Genomic DNA, 19760 nt, shown 5'->3' on the forward strand with positions numbered 1-19760 from the left:
TTTTTTTACATATCATACAACAGCCTTGTGTTTTAACCATTAATTATCATATCCGTGACAAATTGTTCTTGTTTCTTTCACATTAGCAGTATTTCCTGCGTTACAATTTAAACATTTTGTAGTTTTTATTCCTGTTCTATACTGCTTCAAATCAGTTCCCCATGCGTGACCATGAGTACATGTAACTGTACCACTGCTTATCCAGCTTCCCCATACGGTTGACGATGTTATTCTTCCTCCACATCTCGGGCAAACTGCAGCATACGGCATAATTTCTTCATACGCAAAAGTATTCTTACTTTCGATAACATCCGCTTTTGTTACATTGGCAGAAAATGTACTGGCCAACATTAAGGTCATTAGAAAAATGGAAATTTTTTTCTTTACCGCTTTCATACTTTTCTCCTTAAAAATTTATTATACCTGTCAACGTACGTTCTACATTTGTATAACAAAAAATACCATACTTCCTACTTTTTGTCAATCTTTTTCTACATTTGTCTAATTAATCATTATACCCATGGCAGACTATTTTTTCTTGCCTGATCTTTATCTCAAAAAAATTTCCACATTCATTACACCTGATTTTTTCTACTCCATATCTGGCTTTCTGTAAGTCATCTCCCCATGCATATTGATGTGTACATACTACATTTTTTTCATTTTCCCATCCATCCCAAACCACTTCTCCTTGTACCGCAGCTTTGCATTTGGGACAATTTTCTATACACGATGATGACCATATTTGCCGCGCTATTTGCATTTCCGAAAAGCTCAAGATAATTATTCCAAAAAGAAAAACAGTGATATATATTCGAAGTTTTTTTCTTGCTAAAAACACATTGTAAAATCGTTCTTTCAGTATCTTTGTTTCTGATACCATCGAAACAACTCCAGACAATTCTTTTCTCGTTTGTTTTGAAGCCACTTTCAAAATAACATTGCAATAATCTTTCCGTTGTGTCAGATTCATATATTTTGTAACAGTTGCATCACAGACACATTCCATGTCTATATTTGCCATTTTTTGCACCCATAGCATCGGGATACAAAACCAATAAACATCCCTTATAATTTGAAGAAACCTTTTATACCATAAATCGTGTTTTTTCTGATGTGTCAATTCATGTAAAAAAATCAAATACCATTCTTCATAGGAGTAATTTTCCGTTTCCAGCATTTCTTGTGGAATCAATACTTTTGTATTTCGTACACCAAACAACATAGGAGAATAAAAATCTTGATTTTCACAGACCCATATTTCTGTTTTTTTTATTTTACAAACTTCGCTTGCTTTTTTTAGAGCTTCTAATACGGAATTTTTTTGCATCTTTTTACATTCTGCAAATATTCTTTTTTTCCATATTCTATATTGTATTGCGTGAAACAAAAGACATAAAATCATCCCTGCAATCCATATATACAGCAAAAATTTTTCGCCTGACATCCACCTTCGAATTGAAACGTTTCCCATTTTCGTCATGATCGCGGTCTTTTGATTTTGTTCCCCGATATAATATGCCGGCATAGAAATCATAAAAGGATGTTGCCGAAATTTCTCTGTCACACTCCAAAATGGAAAGCACATTTTAAGTGTCAGAAGTATCCAGACTATCTTTCTCCAGTAATGACCGAGCCTTTTCCCCATTATTTTTTGTACAACATATGCCATAAATGCGACTATGCCTATTGAAAGATTCCACTTTATGATAAATGCCATCTGTAACTATATCCTCTACACCACTTTTTCTATTTTTGTCTGTCAATAAATTCCTGCAATTGCTTAACCTCTTTTGAGCTAAGTTTTTCTCCATCATACAGTGCCGATGCGAATTTTGCTAATGACCCTTGAAACATTTTATCTAACATGTTTTTTCCAACCGTGCCTATATAATTTTCTTTTTCTACTAATGGTACATAAAGATTTGATTTCCCGTTCCTCACTTTTTGAATAAATCCTTTTTTTTCCAAACGAGTAAGCAATGTTAAAATGGTACTCGGTGCAACATTTTTCTCTACATTCAACTTTTCTTCAACTTGAAATCGACTGACAGGTTCCTCATATTCCCATATAATCATCATAATTTCCTGTTCTGATTCTGGTAATTTTTTCATTTCTACTCTCCGCTTTTCTCTACTTTGATCAGATTATAGCATATGTTCCAGAAGAATGCACTTCAAAAGCACCGGCCAAATGGTCGGTGCTTAAATAATGGTTTCATCAAAAATGGCTCATCTTATACCACACATAAATATGCAAAATATCCTGCATAGCATAAAAGCATAACGACACCACACGTTTTCCGTAATTCCCTGTTCTTGTACGTCCCAATCCATAAAACCAGACCTGCCAGAATTGCGATTCCTGTGTCTACGATAAATTTAGTTTCAAATGGCACCGGACAGATCAGTGCGGCTGTTCCAATTACAAATAAAATGTTAAAAATATTGCTTCCGACAATATTTCCGATTGCAATTCCTGCATTCCCTCTTTTTGCTGCTGTCACAGATGTTACCAGCTCCGGAAGGGATGTTCCGAGAGCAACAATCGTCAGTCCGATAAAACGCTCACTCATTCCAAAGTATCGTGCAATCTCGGTTGCCCCGCTGACGGCAAAATCACTTCCTTTTACAACCAGGACGCCGCCTGCCACCATCAAAAGAAGACATTTCCAGACAGGATAATTTTTCGCTTCCTCTTCTTCCGGATTTTCCCCTTTTTTTGACATTACAAACAAATAGCCAAGATATACAAGAAACAGTACCCATAAGACTATGCCCTCGGCAAACGTTACTTTTCCTCCTGTGATTCCGCATATCATTAAAACTACCGTAACAAACATCATAAACGGTATTTCATAAAACAAGGTAGACCTTTGTATTGCCACATTTGTTATTAATGCCGTAAGTCCGAGAATAATAAAAATATTCAAAATATTGCTTCCAACCACATTTCCTATCGTAATTCCTGCGTTCTGCTGCATCGCTGCGGTAATACTTACAGCAGCCTCCGGCATACTCGTTCCCATTGCAACAATGGTAAGTCCGATAATCAGCTGGGGAATTCCAAACTTTCTTGCTATGCTTGCAGACCCTTCCACAAACCAGTCTGCTCCTTTTACCAGAAAAAGGAAACCCACTATCAAAATCCCTGCCTGTAACATCATACGTATCTTCCTCTCTTTCTTTTGCATTCTTTGCAGCAGGTGTTATAGGCATAAAAAAAGAGACTCCTACTGCATCTACAGTAAAAGTCTCGCTATTTAATCACTTTCCGAGTTATTGAATATCAATAGCTGTACTGACGAAGAAGTGAACACGGTTGGCTAGCTACTCCCTTTTATTTTTCCAGTTTATCAAATTTCTTTTTTTTCGTCAACGTTTTTTATTTCTCTTTGTTAAAAGAAAAAATAGAGTATGGATTGTTTCCATACCCTTTTGATTTTCACAAATCCTTTGTCTGGTTCTGGTTTTATTACATCATCATTGAGGAAAATCATATCATTATTCTTACACCATGCCGGAATCCATCTTCTGCAAATCCAAAAAACCTCCAAACTGAATCACTCTGTATGATTTCAGTTTGAAGGTTCTGGTCATTCTTTATTCCAGGTTCATGCACAATCCCCAATCCTGGTCATTGGCATACGGATCGGCAAAATCGGTTTTCTGGCCGTTGACGGAATACGGATACAGGTACGCACAGGTCGCTGTTCCATCCTCAAAGAACATGGACAGCACGCCGCGCAGGGAATGCTCACCGCGAATATTATATTCTTCGTTTCCGGTCAGGCGAGCGTAGCGCTTGAAGGTTCGACCGTTTTCTGCACTCCAGTAGTGCGGGAAAGTATCTCCGAAGACTCTGCGTTTTCCGAACCAGTAGCCGTCCCAGTGGCGGATTGCAGTTTCATGCAGATGGTAGTCCGGCTGCTGGCCGTCGAAGAGTTCGAGGACGGCGATCTGCTGCTCCGCTCCGCGCAGGTATTTTTCTTCCCCTGTCACTTCGTAAACCTGAAGAATGACTTCGGCCGCCGGCTGTACGATCGATTGTTCGTAATTTACTTCCGAAGCCGGATAAGCCGTTCCAATCTCAATCAGTTGATCAGCATGACATCGAAACAGATCTTTTACTGTTTTCAGATCCTCCTGTTCTCCTGCCTTTTCCAGCTCTTGACAGAGCATCACAATCGGCATTTCAATCGGATAAAAACGGAATCCATCCTGTTCATAAAATTTCTCTGTGATATGAACTGCTGTCTTCAGATCTTCTTTTTCTCCCCACAGCTTCCAGCATTCAAGAAAGAATGTCACTGCCCATGGGTAGTTGTAAAGCCGGAAATAGCTGTTGTCTTTTCCTGAGCAGTTGCAAACAAGACCTGTTGCTGCATTTACCAGCTCGCGAAGATAGAATGCATGGTACTCACGAAGGCTCTGCTCCGCTTTTTCCCGGTCTTTTAAAAGATTCTGCTGCAGTGCCCGTGCAATCAGCACACCCATACCGGTACGCTCCCGTCCGGCATTGAAATCGTTTTCCGGCGTGCAGACGAGAATTTTTTCTTCGTTATCATACGGCAGATAGGCACCCTGCAGTTCTTTGATCTTTCCATGATACTGCTGGTGATCGACGATAAACGCACACCGTTTTGCCGCCAGTGTTTCCGGCCGCTCCTGCACGAGAAGACGGCAGATGGTTTTCACCTCGTCGGCACAGATCGAAAGTACATACTCCCCTGTTTTTTCATTTTCAAACAGATATTCATAAACACCATTTTCCGTCTTTTCCAGCGATGTTCCGTTTACCGTTACATTTTCTGCCTGAAATACCGGTTCAATGGTTACCTTACTCGTCTCTCCCGGATAAATCACATACTGCTCCGCATCCACCAGAATCACCTGGGAAAATGCTCTTAATTTCTCCCGGAAATCTTCACGTCCCTGATGCGGAAATACTTTCCACTCCAGCTTCATTGTATCTCCCGGCGCAAATTCCTGTGCGGACGGATGCAGCCAGAAGCAGCCTCTGTCATTGCTCTGCAGTTTCAGATCGCGCTCCACGCTGTAAGCGGAAAGACTGCCTTTTGTGAGCACCATTCCCAGATGCGGAGCCGCACCGCCCATGCGGAGCGCCATAATATAACTGGTATTCTCCCCACAGAAAACATGTGCATGACACCGATAGTCACGGCAGGTCGCACTGTCCGTGTAACGATCCTGCAATGGAAATGAAACCCCAATACTTCCGGCATTTGTAAAATACGGATGCGCACCGTTGTAAGAAACCACAATCTTCGTTGTCAGCACATCTCCGTCTTTCTCATTCTGCACCTCAGCCGAAAACTCCGGCGGGCATTTTACCTCGGCGTATGGGAAATCCTCCCGCAGCCAGTTCATCTGTTTTGGATCTTTGGAAAATACAATTTCTTTCACATTCCCAACTCTCATTTTTTATTTCCCCTTTCGTTTTTTCTTTGATCCCGCTTTTTGAACTCCATGTAAAATTTATTTGCTGCTTTGATCATACTATATCTACATGCTCTTTTCTATATCTCTTTTTCCGTTTTACTTTATTTTTTCTTTCTTGCCGATAGTATTTTTTCTCAATTTTTGTTATACTGAAAATGTATGCGTATCAAACTCCGGCATTGCTCTTTCAAGCTGCCGACACATACATAAAATTCATAAAAGGGGGTATCTTTTTCATGGATACGTATGTCATTTTAAAAGACCTGGCAATCATTATCGTATTCGCAAAATTGTTTGGTATTCTTGCCAGAAAATGCAAGGCTCCGCAGGTTGTGGGCGAGCTGATTGCCGGTATTGTCCTTGGACCCAGTGTGCTGGGACTTGTTCAGCAGTCTGACTTTCTCGCACAGATGGCTGAGATCGGTGTCATTTTGCTGATGTTCTCCGCAGGTCTTGGCACCAGCCTGAAGGATCTGCTCCGCACCGGAGTGAAATCCCTGCTGATCGCCTGTGCCGGTGTTTTTGTTCCTCTCGTTCTTGGAGCCATCTTATACATGAGCTTTTATGGCTTCTCTGCTGTCGGAACGGAAGAATTTTACCACGCTGTTTTTATCGGTGTTATTCTGACTGCGACATCGGTCAGCATCACCGTACAGGCCTTGAAAGAACTCGGCAAGCTGAAAACAGAGGTTGGAACAACCATCTTAAATGCAGCCATCATCGACGATGTCATTGGTATCATTGTGCTGACTGTTGTCATCGGTTTTAAAGATCCGACATCCAATCCGCTGAAAGTAGCAGCCTCCACCATTCTGTTTTTTGCCCTTGCGATTGTGCTCGGTTTTCTCTGCTTTAAGCTGTTCAACCGCATGAACTCCGTATTTCCGCACACCCGCCGTCTCCCGATTCTGGGTCTTGCGCTCTGCTTCGGATTGTCCTACATTTCCGAAAAATATTTCGGCATCGCCGATATTACCGGTGCATACGTTGCGGGCGTTATCCTGTGTTCCCTCGATTCTTCCGATTACATCGAAGAAAAAATGGATATCAGCTCCTATATGATTTTCGGACCGATTTTCTTTGCAAGTATCGGACTCAAAACAACGCTCAGCGGCATGAACGAGAAATTCGTACTCTTTGCCATCTGTTTCGTCATCGTCGGCCTTGCCGCAAAAATCATCGGCTGTGGCCTGATGTCAAAGGGATGCGGCTTTACCTGGGGCGACAGCCTGAAAATCGGTGTCGGTATGATGACCCGCGGTGAAGTCTGTCTGATCGTTGCGCAAAAGGGTCTGAATGCAGGCTTTTTATCCGGCGATTTCTTCAGTGCCGTGATTCTGCTGATTCTTTTCTCGAGTATTGCAACACCGATTATGCTGAAAATCTTATACGAGAAAATGCCGACGGCAAAAGATTCTGCAAAGGCATCCTGACTTTCCTTTTACCAAAACAGGGCGCTGTGCCATTTCCTGCACAGCGCCCTGTTTTTTTCGTATCAACCGGTAAGTTCTGATTTCTTCTACCACAGAATCTTCTCTGCCTCAGCTCCATCCGCAAACGGTCCCGGCATTGCTGCCACGCCGCGGTGCTCGCCAAGATAGTCCTGATCGAAGATAATCGTGCTTCCGTCCGGATCTTCGAATCTCTGCTCCGGCTCGAAGGCGTATCCTAAAATATCACTGTTGATAATTCCCGTCCGGAAATCCTTCAGGAACTCATACACGTTCGTCTTGATGGAATAGTGGCCGTCTTTTTCCACAAGTTCCACCTTAACCTGATTCTCGTTATCCATAAGATTTTCTTTTTCATTCACACACGCCTTTGCTCCGTTAAAGTAAGCGTTTCCGTTTACCCAAACCGGCAGATGACATTTATTGTGATACGGCTCCAGCTTGCTCATGTCGGCCGGTTTGTCCAGCTCAAAGTGGCTGATCCACTCGTCATAGGTCGGATACTCGTCGAACACATGCGTTCCGACCTCCTGGTTATCCTCCATCTTGAAGCCCATGTCCTCAACCGTTTCTGTTTCCTCAACCGGGTAATTCTGGATAAAGATGTTGTTGTAGAACCGGTCATCGCCATGCAGGAATGTCATGAATCCGGCAACCTCGGTACGGTGACGGATGTGATACGGCGTGTAACGGTCTCCTGTTCCGCCGCCAACTGCAGTTAATGAGCCAAGCATCAGATTGTGTACGCAGGCAATACCATCGGTCGCCATACGAACGCTGACCGGTGAGAGCATAATGTTGTTATCGATCAGTGTCGGACCATGGCCAACCTCGATGAAAATATCCTGACTCATCATTGCGCCCTCTGCCTTTGGTGTTCCCTCCGGCGGGCAGTTGTCGTGCAGCAGGTTCTGGGTCAGGCGTGTTCCCTGTGCCTCCCAGTCGCACCAGATGCCCATCGTGCAATGATGAATATGATTTCTTCTCATCACAACATCGATCGCTGCATGCATCTTGATACCGGAAATCTCGGCTCCGCCAAGCTGCTGCATATTGTTGATGTTGTGAATGTGGTTGTCCTCGATAATACTGAACACACCGCCCATCCGTCCGACAATACCGGTCTGCTCACAGTGATGGATGTGGCAGCGGCGGATGATATGGCTTCCGATGTTCTCCTTCGTCCAGCCGTGATACTGGCCGCGGCACACAGCATCACGCTCCATCTGGGTCGGGCTTTTTACGTGTTTTCTGGTAAAGTAATGGTCGTTCTCCGGATCGTAATATTTTCCGAGCGAAATACCGCAGCACTTGCTGTTGCTGACCTCACAGTCCTCAATAATCCATCCCTTCGACCAGTGCGGACCGATCATACCGTCCTGATAAGCAGCCGGCGGCGCCCATGTCGTTGCTGCCTTGCTGACATCAAATCCACTGAACGTAATGTAATTTACGCCTGTTTTCGACGGCATAAAGCAGTTCCGGCGCACGTTGATTTCTACTTTTTCCTCCGTCGGGTTTTTACCCTGGAAGTTTGCGTAGATGACCGTCTGATTTTTCTCTTTGTCCTGCTCGGTATACCATTTGTAAACCGACCACTCCGGCTCCCAGGACGGCGCATAAACCTCGCCCTTGATACACTCCTCGAGCGTCTCTGCCTCGTATAACTGGCGGTCATTCAGATAAACCGCGCCGGTATGGCGTACCACCGGTGCAAAATACCAGTCACCGCCGACCATTGTCGTGTATGGGTTATAATTGCCAAAAACTCCGTTGTCTACACGGCATACCCACACATTATCTTTGTAATGCTCCCAGTCATTCATCGTTTCCGCACCGGTGATCTTTGCGCCGAGCGGCTTCTCACTCTTATAGATGATTCTTTCATTCTCGGTTCCGCCGTTGACCGGATCAACATATTCATGGTAAATACCAGGTGCAACCAGAACTTCATCTCCTGCCTTTGCAATTTTTGCCGCATCGTTGATGAACTTGAACGGCATCTCTTTTGTTCCGTTTCCATTCTTCGGAGCGGAATTATTGACATAGTAAATCATTTCTCTATACTCCTTTTTGTTATAGTAAAACCCGAAAACACTGCAAAAAAGGCTGTGACGCAATCATTCACTCTCTGCGGCGCTGAATTTTTTACGCTATTTTTTTGCGGGTCTATAGAATTTCTTTACGATAATGCTTCTTCCGCAGCCTCTTTTGATGCAAACGGGCCCGGCAGCGGATGAATGCCCTGACGGTTTCCGAAGTAGTCATATCGGAACACGATCGGCGTTCCATCCGGATTCTCATATTTCTGTTCCGGCTCAAATGCCATGCCAAGCGTCTCCGTTGAGATCACTGCACAGGCATTCTGCGGCAGATAATCGTAAACATTGGTCTCCAGTTTCCATTTTCCGTTCTCTTCTTTTACACCGATGGTGATTTCATGCTCGGTATCCACTACAGCGTCCTGTTCCTGCTCCGCCGGCTTCGCCCCATTGAAGTAAACGTTGCCGCCAAGCCATACCGGCAGCTTCTCGTAATACAGATCCGGCGACTTTCCGGAGCCCATTCCGCAGTAGCCCTCAAATCTTGCCACGTACTCCTCCAATGTCGGATATCCGCTGTACGGTGCGGTTCCTGCTGTCAGATTTCCGTCATCCCACTCATTATCTCCGGTCAGTTTACGGATTTCTTCCATTCCCGCACGAACCGGCTTCTGGATGAAGATATTATTGTAGAACCGGCAGTCACCGTGAAGAACTGTCATAAATCCGTTGATCTCCGTGCGATGCGGCACATGGTACGGTGTGTAGCGCGGCGACGGCAGCTTGTCGGAGCCATTGTTGACACCTCGGCCGACAGCAGTAAACGATCCCGCGATCAGGTTATGTACTACCGCAACACCCTGTGTTGCCAGCTTCATAGCGCGGTCCGAAAGCAGTACGTTATTATCCACCAGCGTCGGTCCGTGGGAAATTTCAATAAAGATATCCTCGCCGATACCGTCCATACCTTCTGGATTTGCATTTTCCTCGTTCGGCAGCGTATTGTCATGGAACAGGTTCTGCGTAACACGTGTGCCCTGTGCCTGCCAGTCGAGCCAGAGGCCTCTCGTACAGTGATGGAAATGGTTTCTTCGAATGATCACATCGATTGCTGCATGCATCTTGATGCCGCCGATCTCCGCACCCGCAAGGTTCTGTTTATTATTGATATGGTGAATGTGGTTATCCTCAATAATCGAGAACACACCGCCTAAGTGGCCTACAATACCCGTCTGTCCACAGTCGTGGATGTTGCACCGGCGGATGATGTGGCTTCCGATGTTTTCCTTTGTCCATCCCTCCCGCTGCGCCTGGCAGATACAGTCACGCTCCGTCTGTGTACCATCTTTGAATTTCCATTTGAGCCATTTATTGTCATTGTTCGGCTGTCTGTATTTTCCAAGTGAAATGCCCGAGCACTTCGAATCTGAAATCTCACAATCCTCGATGATCCATCCCTTTGACCAGTGCGGGCCGACCATTCCTTCCTGATATGCCGTCGGCGGAGCCCACTGGGTTGCCGCCTGTTTTACAACAAAGCCGGACAGCGTGATATAACCGATGCCCTCCTTCGATGGATAAAAGCAATTCTCGCGCACATTAATTTCCACCGTTTCCTCATTCGGGTTTTTCCCCTGGAAATTCACATAGAAAACGGTCTCATTCTTCTCTTCGTCCTGCTCCACATACCAGGTGTAAACCGTGAATGCCTGATCCCAGGATTTTTTATAGATCTCCGGCTTTTTCACCTGATCCAGACTTGTCACCTCATACATGGATTTTCCATTCAGATACACTTCTCCGGTATGTGCCGTGTAGGATGCGATAAACCAGTCACCGCTGACCAGTGTCGTATATGGATTGTAATCCCCAAACAATCCGTTCGAAACGCGCGCTGTCCACACATCACCTTCCAAATGCTCCCAGTTATCCACAATTTCCGCACCGGTAATCACAGCTTTTCCCGGTTCCACAGAACGATACACAATTCTTGCATCCTCACATCCCGCATTCGCCGGATCTACATATTCCCGATATACGCCAGGCGCTACAAGCACCTCGTCGCCGGGCCTTGCAATTTTTGCCGCCTCGGAAATCGTCCGAAATGGATATTCCTTCTGCCCATTTCCGCTTCGCACAGCATTTCCATCTACATAAATCTGCATTTTTCGCTTACCTCTCACTTCTTCACTCTTCATAAACTTTTATTGTTTTTTGTGAATTTTCGCCAAAATCACATCACTCTTTTTCCGATTTCTGCCGTTCTTCACAATTTTCATATCTTAACCATAATACAGATCCTAGTAAAACACTACTTATATATTGCCGATCATTGCCCAGATGTTTCGATTTTTTCTATATTTTTTCTCTCTTCTGTTGTATAATACCGTTTATCAGATACGGAGGATTCTTTTGCCATGAAAAACGATTCGACTTCTTTTTTCGAAAACAATCATTTTGCTAACAGCTATGTTTACGATATCTCTATTTCGCATGTCCCCGCCTATTTCGGTCTGCACTGGCATCACTATATTGAAATTGTGCTTGCACAGGATGACGGCATTATCTATGAAGTAAATGGAGAAACCTTTCCGCTGAAGCCCGGTGATCTTCTTTTTATCTGGCCCGGCGAGCTGCACGCTGTTTCCACAATCAACAGAGAACATCGCCTGATCATGCTTCAACTCGATGCAGATTTTCTGGAAAAACGCGTGGATTTCCAGTCTGTTGCTTATCTTTTTTATCAGATCCGTCTTCTAAATCAGAACAACTTCCCGGAAATCGAAAAACTCCGCGGATTTCTGACAGAGCTGCGCAGGCTCTCCCTCTCCGGTATCAGTTTTTCCGAGCTGCGCGGATGCGTTCTGCTGTATCAGTTTTTTATTCTGCTCGGCGAAAATCTCTCCGTGCCGACCGAAACTGCCGCACCGCAAAAAACAGGCCATTCCGCACAGGTACACCGCCAGATGATTGCTGCATGTACCTGGATCTCGAGTCACTGCACCGAACCGGTTTCCCTGGAAGAAGCATCAAAGGTCGCCGGATTCTCCCGCTGCCATTTTTCCAAGCTGTTCCGCGCATACACCGGCCTCTCCTTCACGGATTTCGTCACCAGGGAACGGCTCCATATCGCCGAAAACCTGTTAAAAAAACCGGATCTCACGATCACCGAAGTGTCGCTCGAATCCGGTTTTAACAGTATTTCTACGTTTAACAGAGTCTTTTTGAAATCAAAAAATGTAAGCCCTACCGACTTCCGTCAGATGTACCTGCAATCCTATCAGAAATAGGCTATGAATTCGGCATGGCCTCCGGTCTTTCGCAGGTGGATGGAACCTTCTCAAATGCACCCGTTTCCGCACTCTTCATAATCTGATCGATCGTATCGAGTACGTGATATGCCATTTTGGCATTCGCACGGTTTAGTCTGCCCTCTGCAATTGCTTCTGCCATCTCGGACGGACCGAGGCCGCGGCTGTTTTCGCTGTAGGCAAAGCCATAATCCAGCACTTCCGGAACTGCCTGCTGTGTCCAGTCCTTCACGCCCGGAATGTAGACGATATCGCCGCCGAAATTGTTCGGGTCCACCAGCTTTAAAATACCTTTTTTGCCGTAAATTGTGAATACCGCCTGATCGTTGATGGTGCTGTCGCCATTGACACAGAATGTGCCGGTCACGCCGTTTTTCATTTCCAGAATCGTGAAAGCCTGGCTCTCGTTGCTGTAGTCAAATTCCTGGCCGTATTCCGGGCTGTCCGGGACGACATTGACGCGCTTCGGCGCAAGGTTGCGCACGGAGGAAACGACACGGTCCACCGGGCCGAAAAGGCTGACGATGGCGGTCAGATAATAAACACCGAAATCGTAGCAGATACCGCCTCCCGGCATCCGCAGAAAACGGAAGATGCTCGCCAGCAAATCAAGATCGCGGTTTGCGCATGCTTCGAAAGATGTCACCTCGCCGATCAGCCCGTCGTCGATCGCTTTTCTTGCGGTCTGCAGTGCCGATCCAAGGAAGGTGTCCGGTGCGGAACCGAGATAGAGATGTTTCTCCTCTGCCAGCTCGATCAGTTTCGCTGCCGTTTCCGGTGCGAGGGTCATTGTTTTTTCAGTGTAAACGTGTTTTCCGGCTTCCAGTGCCTGACGGATCAGCCCCTCGTGGGTCGGTGCCGGTGTCAGAATGACTACCATTTCAATCGACGGGTCTGCCAGAATTTCCTCGTAGGTACAGCCCTTGATGCCATACTGCTCTGCTTTCTTTTTCGCATGTTCAAGATGGCCTGCGCAGCATGCTGCTACCTCAAGATTCTCAAAGTTATGAATCATGTTCGTCAGATAAATATCACTGATCGCTCCGCAGCCGACAACGCCGACTCTCATTTTTTTCGTTTCTGTTGTTCCCATTTGTAAAAATCCCCTTTACTCTTTGTTTTTTGATTCTGTTCTGATAAAAACCCTTATCTTTTTTATACAACGAAATGTCTGAAAAAACAAGCATTCCGGCTCATATTTCACTTTCAAAATGAAAAAACCGCCCACGGTTTCTGCAGATTCTCTGCATCACCGCGGACGGCCTTTTTCTGTTGTTTACTCCACGCTTTTCAGTGATTCAATCATATCAATTTTTCTTAACCGGTAGAACATCATAAAGTTGACGAACAGAGCAAACGCCAGGGTAATCAGGGCGCTCCAGCCGTAGCTCCGCGGGAACACGTTTCGTCCGAACATCATCATATCGACCTCGACGGTCTGAATTACGCAATGATGTAAAAACGTTCCAATTCCCATGCCCGCGATAACGCCGAACAGTGTCAGCACCATGTTTTCCCGGTACACGTACGATGCCACCTCGCCGTCGAAGAAGCCGAGCACTTTCAGCGTTGCCAGCTCTCTCTGTCGTTCGGTGATGTTAATGTTGTTCAGGTTGTACAGCACCACAAACGCCAGCAGGCCCGCCGATACGATCAGCACCACGATGACGATGTCGAGGGAACGAAGCATGTTGTCAATCTGATCAATCAGGTCGGATGTGAACGAGATTGCCGCTACACCGTCGTACGTCATGATTTTTTCTCCGAGTGCTGTCTCATAATTGCCCGACGTGTCCTGATATTTCATCAGAAGCTGGTTGTAATCCGGCGCTCCGCCGAACAGCTCCTCGTAGAGATCCGGGGCCAGATACAGGTAATGGCGCACGTAGTTTTCGACGATGATCGAAATCTTTACGTCCACAATATCGTCGCCTTTTTTCAGCTGAACCGTGTCGCCTGCTTTTACGCCGAGCATCGTTGCTGTCTTTTCGCTGATGGCTGCGCCGCCGTCGGTCGGGAATTCGTAAACTTCTCCGCTTTTCCGGTCTCGGAAGGCATAGAAGTCATTGAAATTCGTCAGTTCTTTCGGCACTTCAAGCACTGCATCCACGGTCTTTTTGTCGGTCTGCAGTTCGATGTTCTGGCAGTACATTTCCAGCAGCTCATCGATGCCGCTGTAGTTTTCCAGATCGGTCTGCAATGCTTCTTTTTCGGATTCATCCACGTCTGAATTCAGCACAGCATTCGCCTGATAGGTAAAGAGGCTGACGAACTGGTTTTTCGCAATCGCGGTGATGGAATCCTGAAGGCCGAAACCGACGAGGATCAGACCCATGCATCCGCCGATTCCGATAACGGTCATGAAGAATCGTTTTTTATACCGCACCAGATTCCGCACGGTTGATTTCTGCGTAAAGTTCAGATGTTTCCAGAGTACGCCGATGCGTTCCAGGAAAATCCGTTTGCCGTTTTTCGGTGCTTCCGGCCGCATCAGCTCTGCCGGACCTGCGGCGAGTTCTTTGTAGCATGCCGCGATCGTCGCCACGCCGGTGCAGGCTGCACTCGCCAGAATCGCAAGGCCTCCCTGCTCCCAATTCAGCGGGGTCATGTAATACGGGAGTCCGGTATACAGCATGCCGTAGGCATTCATAATAACCCAGGGCAGGATTTTTTCTCCAACCACCACGCCCGCGAGAGCGCCGGATACGGTGGAGAGCATCGCGTATGCGAAATATTTAAAGGCGATCACGCCGTCGGAATAGCCGAGGGCTTTTAACGTTCCGATCTGCTGACGCTGTTCCTCGATCATTCGTGTCATCGTCGTCAGGCTGACGAGAGCAGCCACGAGGAAGAAGATAACCGGGAAGAATTTTCCGATATTCGAGATACGGCCGGCATCCTGACCGAAGCTCTCAGTTGACGTTACCTTATCCCGTCCCCAGACGTACCACGTTGGTTTTTTCAGGTCTGCGAGTGTTTTCTCACCGTCCGCAATTTCCTGCTTCGCATCTGCGATTTCTGGTTCGGCGTCGGCTTTTGCTTTTTCGTATTCGGCTTTGCCGTCCTCAAGTTCTTTTTCTTTATCGGCAATTTCCTGTTTCGCATCCGCAAGGGAGATTTTTCCGTCGGCGATTTCCTGTTTCGCGTCGGCAAGCTGGGTTTCACCGTCGGCAATCGTCTGCTTTGCTTCGGCGAGCTGACTTTCTCCATCGGCGATCGTCTGCTTTGCTTCTGCTAACTGGGTTTCGCCGTCGGCGATCGTCTGTTTCGCGTCGGCGAGCTGACTTTCTCCACTGGAAATTGTCTGCTTTGCAGCCGCAAGCTGGGCCTCACCCGACTGAATCGTCTGTCGGTACGATGCAATCTGCTGTTCCCCATCAGCAAGCTGGGCTCTGGCAGCCGCAAGCTGAGTTTCTCCGTCTTTTAATTTACTGCGGTTCGTCTCAATCTGAGCTTCTCCGTCGGCAATCGCTGCTTTGGCAGAGGCAAGCTGGGCTTCGCCATTCTCAATCTGTTTCTGATAAGCTTCTGCCTGTGCTTCTCCATCCTGAAGCTGGGCAAGAGCCTCTGTAATCTGAGCTTCGCCGCTTTCCAGTTCTTCTTTTGCAGAAGCAATCTGTGCCTCGCCTGCGGCGCATTCCTGCTCTTTTTCTGTTAATTGTGCATCTGCAGCGGCAAGCTGACTTTCTGCGTCGGTAATCTGAGCTTCTGCAGCCGCAAGCCGGGCTTCCGCATCAGCGCTTGCTGCTTCAAACGCTGCGATGTTTTGTTCCAGAAATGTTTTCTGCTCCTGCATCGTGAAAAGCTGCTGTGCTAACTCTGTCTGCTTTGCTTCCAGCGCAGTTTTCTGTTCCAACAGGGATACATATGCTTCATCTTCCTCTGTCAGTCCGTCAAGCTGAGCCTCAATCACCTCGATCTGACCAGTCACTTCTGTCTGCGCAGCCTCCACCATCGGAAGCTGCCTGGAAATCTGGGCTAACTGATCCTTGGCTGTCTCATACTGACTCTTCTGTTCTTCATACGCTGCCTTCTGCGCTTCATACTGTGTGCGTCCTGCAGCGGTTTCTGCTTTCTTGTTGTCCAGTTCCTCGCGTGCAGCGGAAAGCTGCTCCTTTGCAATATTCAATTCCGTTTCTTTTTCGGAAAGCTGCTCTTTTGCAGTATTCAGCTCCGTCTGCTTCCGAGTCAGTTCGGTTTTTGCCGCCGAAAGCTGCGTCATTTTTTCCTCTAACTCTTTTTTGCCGGATGCCAGTTCTGTTTCTTTCTCTGCAAGCTGTGCTTTTCCGTCGGAAAGTTCTTTCGCTTTTGCCTCAAGTGTGGTTTTTCCACTTGCAAGTTCATCGGCTTTCTGATTCAGCTCCGCTTTTCCGCTTTCCAGCTCTGCCGCCTTTGCTTCCAGCGTCGCTTTTCCGCTCGCAAGTTCCGCCTCTTTATCTTTCAGCGTTGCCTTGCCGGATGCCAGTTCCTGCTCTTTGTCGGCGATGGTTGCTTTCGCACTGAGAAGTTCCTGCTCTTTGTCTGCAATGGTCTGTTTTCCGTCAAGGAGTTCCTGTTCTTTCTCAGCAATCGTCTGCTTTCCGTCAAGAAGCTCCTGTTCTTTGTCCTTTAACGTCTGTTCGCCGTCGAGAAGTTCCTGCTCTTTGTCCGCAATCGTCACTTTCGCGTCGGCAAGCTGCTGTGCACCGTCATCCAGCTCTGTTTTTGCGTCCGCTAATTTCTGCTCTGCATCAGCGACCTGCTGTTTTGCATCATCAATCTTTTCCTGTCCTTCGGTTTTGACTGCCGTATACCGCCGGTCGCACGCCGCATCCTCGAGCGCTTCAATCTTCGTCTGTACAGCCTTCACCGTCTCATCATATGCATCGCTGTAGCTCGCCTCTTCCTGTGCGCCGTCCGCCTGGACGTAAATCTCTGTATAGAGATCCGAGGTAAATGTCTCCGGAAGCAGCAGTGCAAAACTGTTGATGCTTCCATTTCCAATCGAGCCCGTTCCGCGGTTCAGATCCATATAATAAGGGAGCGTCGCCGAACCAACAATCGTAAACGTATCCCCGGTCAGCGAATCTGAGAGCGGATCCTCCGTTCCGGAAGTGAACGTTACCTGATCTCCGATCTCACAGCCGGAACTTTTCAGAAACTGCGTATCAACAAGAATTTCATCCTCTTTCTCCGGCATCCGTCCCTCGACCACGCGCGGCTCATTCACACCGTCCGTCAGCGCAATCAGTTTCACAACCTGCTCGCTCTCGCCGATGTCATGCAGCACTTCCACCGTCTTTCCGCCGTAAACCGCTTTCACACCGTCCGTCTTCGCGATATCCGCCAGATCATCGTCTGTCAGCCCCAGCGTTCCAAGGACTTTCAAATCCATATAATTTACTTCATCATAATACCGGTCCGCCGAAACCTTCATATCTCCTTCCGCCGACCGAATGCCCGAGAAAAACGCCGCGCCAAGAAGCACGATGAAAAAGACTGACAGAAACCGCCCCTTGTTCTTTGTGATTTCCCGGATAAAGTCTTTTCGAAATGCTCTCATCGTCCACCTACCATTCTATCTCTTCCACCGGCGTCGGGTTCTCATTTGTTTTCATGCCCGCCACTTTTCCGTTTCGGATTTTAATCACGCGGTCCGCCATCGGTGTCAGCGCCGAGTTGTGAGTGATGACAATGACCGTCATCCCCTTCTCCCGGCAGGTATCCTGCAGCAGCTTTAAGATCGCTTTTCCCGTCACATAATCGAGCGCGCCGGTCGGCTCATCGCAGAGCAGCAGTTTCGGATTCTTCGCCAGCGCACGCGCAATCGCCACACGCTGCTGCTCTCCGCCCGAAAGCTGCGCCGGGAAGTTATTCATTCTCTCTTCCAGCCCAACCTCCGCAAGCACCTCCGACGCATCCAGCGGATGCTTACAAATCTGCATCGCCAGCTCCACATTCTCGAGCGCCGTCAGGTTCTGCATCAGATTATAAAACTGAAAAACAAATCCAATATCCTCCCGCCGGTACTGGATCAGCTTCTTGCCGCGGTACTTACTGATCTCCGCCCCGTCCACCAACACCTTTCCTGAAGTCGCTGTGTCCATTCCGCCTAAAATATTCAGCACCGTCGTCTTACCCGCACCGCTCGGTCCAACAACAATCACAAACTCACCCTTTTCCACATCAAAGCTGATCCCATCCGCAGCCTTGATGGTAATCTCACCCATTTGATAGGTCTTGGTTACATCCTGAAGACTCACATATCCCGCCATGCCGCCGTGTTCCTCCTATGTAAAAAATCGATATTTCCTATTTCTTTTATTGTATCAATCTACAGCCGCGGCGGCTAGTCCTAAGTGGGCGAATTTACTGTTTTTTTATAAATGGCATCCCCCCTTTATTTCAATACTGCCCTGATCATACATCTTATCCCAACCAGAATAATCACCACCGGCATCAGTGCATTGATCCATGCCCAGGTATTATTTAAAAATACCGTAACGATAAATTCTCTGTACTTCACACAACTGGCAATTACCAGCAGACCTCCGGCCGCAATCCATCCGAGTAAAAATCTTTTAATCACTGTCCATACTGTCACTGTACCAAAATCCATGCAGATCACCACCTCCTGTAATCTCTGTGCCATCTCCACCGCAGCCGTGCCGCCAAATAAAGAATTGCTATAACAACTAACAAAACAGGAAACGCAGATGATAACAGCCTGACAACAAAAACGGCAATTCTGGCCGTTACCGCTTCAAAATTCAAAATAATTCCAATTGCTGCAATCCCTGACAGCAGAGAACAGATTATCACAGCAATCGTCACTCCCGATACGGTTCTCATGCCATTCCCTCTGCCGCCTTCCCGTTCAAAAATATTTCCAGAACGCATCATCCTCTGTCACTCTCCTCTCAGATCTTAACCACTCCTCCCAGGCCGCCTACCAGACGTGCGAACGCCTCTCCCAATTCCGCCTCATCCAGTTCATCATCTGAAAACTGCTCTTCCAGCGGCTTCTCACACATTGCAATTGCTTCCTGCGCCAAGTAATCGGCAAAAACAATGGACGTAATCCCATCTCCATATTGTTCAAACATGGCAGCCGTACAATAAATGCTGTTTTTCACATTCTCTGCAGACGGAAGTCTGCCGTCACAATCAATATAACTTCGGAAACCGATTTCTCCATCCTCGTAATCAAACTCAAAACAGCCATTTTTCAAACCATAATTCGCTCTATGAAGAAACTCGCTCATCTGAGCCATCATCTCCTCATCTTTCTCATCCGCATGAACAGGGCAGATTCCGTAAACAACCAGTTCATCGTTTTTAACATCTATTACATACTTGATTTTACGAATTTTACTGCTTATTTTTAAATCAAACTTGAACAATCCTGCTTTTTCAAGAAAATCAAAATGCCAGTTCTTTTCTTTCAGAAACTGTTCTACAGCCTTTGCGATTTCATTGGAATATGTACTTTTTTTCATATGTTTACCCACCTT

14 protein-coding genes are annotated in these 19760 nt (G+C 46.8%); 2 read left to right on the top strand and 12 right to left on the bottom strand.

Annotation, left to right across the window (positions count from 1 at the left end):
• Positions 1–39: 39 nt before the first annotated feature.
• From I2G42_RS07895 to I2G42_RS07915, 5 genes are all read right to left on the bottom strand, one after another.
• The gene (locus I2G42_RS07895; RefSeq protein ID WP_055220368.1) at positions 40–396 is read right to left on the bottom strand and encodes a hypothetical protein; all 357 of its coding nucleotides are present in this window, start codon (positions 394–396) and stop codon (positions 40–42) included.
• Between the two features lie 109 nt (positions 397–505).
• The gene (locus I2G42_RS07900; RefSeq protein WP_195530931.1) at positions 506–1720 is read right to left on the bottom strand and encodes a M56 family metallopeptidase; all 1215 of its coding nucleotides are present in this window, start codon (positions 1718–1720) and stop codon (positions 506–508) included.
• Positions 1721–1749: 29 nt separating this feature from the next.
• Positions 1750–2115 carry a BlaI/MecI/CopY family transcriptional regulator gene (locus I2G42_RS07905; RefSeq protein WP_022461242.1) on the bottom strand — a complete coding sequence of 122 codons (366 nt, stop codon included), beginning with the start codon at positions 2113–2115 and terminating at the stop codon, positions 1750–1752.
• 122 nt (positions 2116–2237) lie between these two features.
• Positions 2238–3167: a calcium/sodium antiporter gene (locus I2G42_RS07910; RefSeq protein WP_055226130.1), complete on the bottom strand. Its 930-nt coding sequence runs from the start codon at positions 3165–3167 to the stop codon at positions 2238–2240.
• A 436-nt stretch (positions 3168–3603) separates the two neighbouring features.
• A complete protein-coding gene (locus I2G42_RS07915) occupies positions 3604–5442 on the bottom strand; it encodes a six-hairpin glycosidase (RefSeq protein WP_195530932.1) in 1839 nt (612 codons plus the stop codon).
• Positions 5443–5699: 257 nt separating this feature from the next.
• Here I2G42_RS07915 and I2G42_RS07920 point away from each other — a divergent pair, with 257 nt between their 5' ends.
• The gene (locus I2G42_RS07920) at positions 5700–6896 is read left to right on the top strand and encodes a cation:proton antiporter (RefSeq protein ID WP_022461245.1); all 1197 of its coding nucleotides are present in this window, start codon (positions 5700–5702) and stop codon (positions 6894–6896) included.
• Positions 6897–6982: 86 nt separating this feature from the next.
• Here I2G42_RS07920 and I2G42_RS07925 read toward each other — a convergent pair whose 3' ends face one another.
• Positions 6983–8971, bottom strand: coding sequence for a right-handed parallel beta-helix repeat-containing protein (locus I2G42_RS07925; RefSeq protein ID WP_195530933.1), 1989 nt, complete (start codon positions 8969–8971; stop codon positions 6983–6985).
• Between the two features lie 125 nt (positions 8972–9096).
• Positions 9097–11121, bottom strand: coding sequence for a right-handed parallel beta-helix repeat-containing protein (locus tag I2G42_RS07930; RefSeq protein ID WP_195530934.1), 2025 nt, complete (start codon positions 11119–11121; stop codon positions 9097–9099).
• A gap of 252 nt (positions 11122–11373) precedes the next feature.
• On the opposite strand from I2G42_RS07930, the gene I2G42_RS07935 reads away from it, so the two are divergent.
• Entirely contained in the window at positions 11374–12246 is an 873-nt protein-coding gene (locus I2G42_RS07935; protein WP_022461248.1) for an AraC family transcriptional regulator, read from the top strand.
• Between the two features lies 1 nt (position 12247).
• Here the strand turns inward: I2G42_RS07935 and I2G42_RS07940 are convergent, their stop codons facing one another.
• The 5 genes from I2G42_RS07940 to I2G42_RS07960 all read right to left on the bottom strand — a co-directional run bounded on the left by I2G42_RS07940 (position 12248) and on the right by I2G42_RS07960 (position 19745).
• Complete coding sequence (locus tag I2G42_RS07940) at positions 12248–13360, bottom strand: Gfo/Idh/MocA family protein (protein ID WP_022461249.1); 1113 nt, start codon at positions 13358–13360, stop codon at positions 12248–12250.
• 183 nt (positions 13361–13543) lie between these two features.
• Positions 13544–17809 (bottom strand): FtsX-like permease family protein, encoded by a 4266-nt coding sequence (locus I2G42_RS07945; RefSeq protein ID WP_195530935.1) that lies wholly within the window; start codon positions 17807–17809, stop codon positions 13544–13546.
• 7 nt (positions 17810–17816) lie between these two features.
• Positions 17817–18521: an ABC transporter ATP-binding protein gene (locus tag I2G42_RS07950; protein WP_118595223.1), complete on the bottom strand. Its 705-nt coding sequence runs from the start codon at positions 18519–18521 to the stop codon at positions 17817–17819.
• 125 nt (positions 18522–18646) lie between these two features.
• Entirely contained in the window at positions 18647–18898 is a 252-nt protein-coding gene (locus I2G42_RS07955) for a hypothetical protein (RefSeq protein ID WP_167622755.1), read from the bottom strand.
• A 268-nt stretch (positions 18899–19166) separates the two neighbouring features.
• On the bottom strand, positions 19167–19745 hold the full coding sequence (locus tag I2G42_RS07960; protein WP_055226108.1) for a YbjN domain-containing protein: 579 nt from the start codon (positions 19743–19745) through the stop codon (positions 19167–19169).
• Positions 19746–19760 lie beyond the last annotated feature (15 nt).

It is taken from the genome of Fusicatenibacter saccharivorans (assembly GCF_015557635.1).
Taxonomy (GTDB): domain Bacteria; phylum Bacillota; class Clostridia; order Lachnospirales; family Lachnospiraceae; genus Fusicatenibacter; species Fusicatenibacter saccharivorans.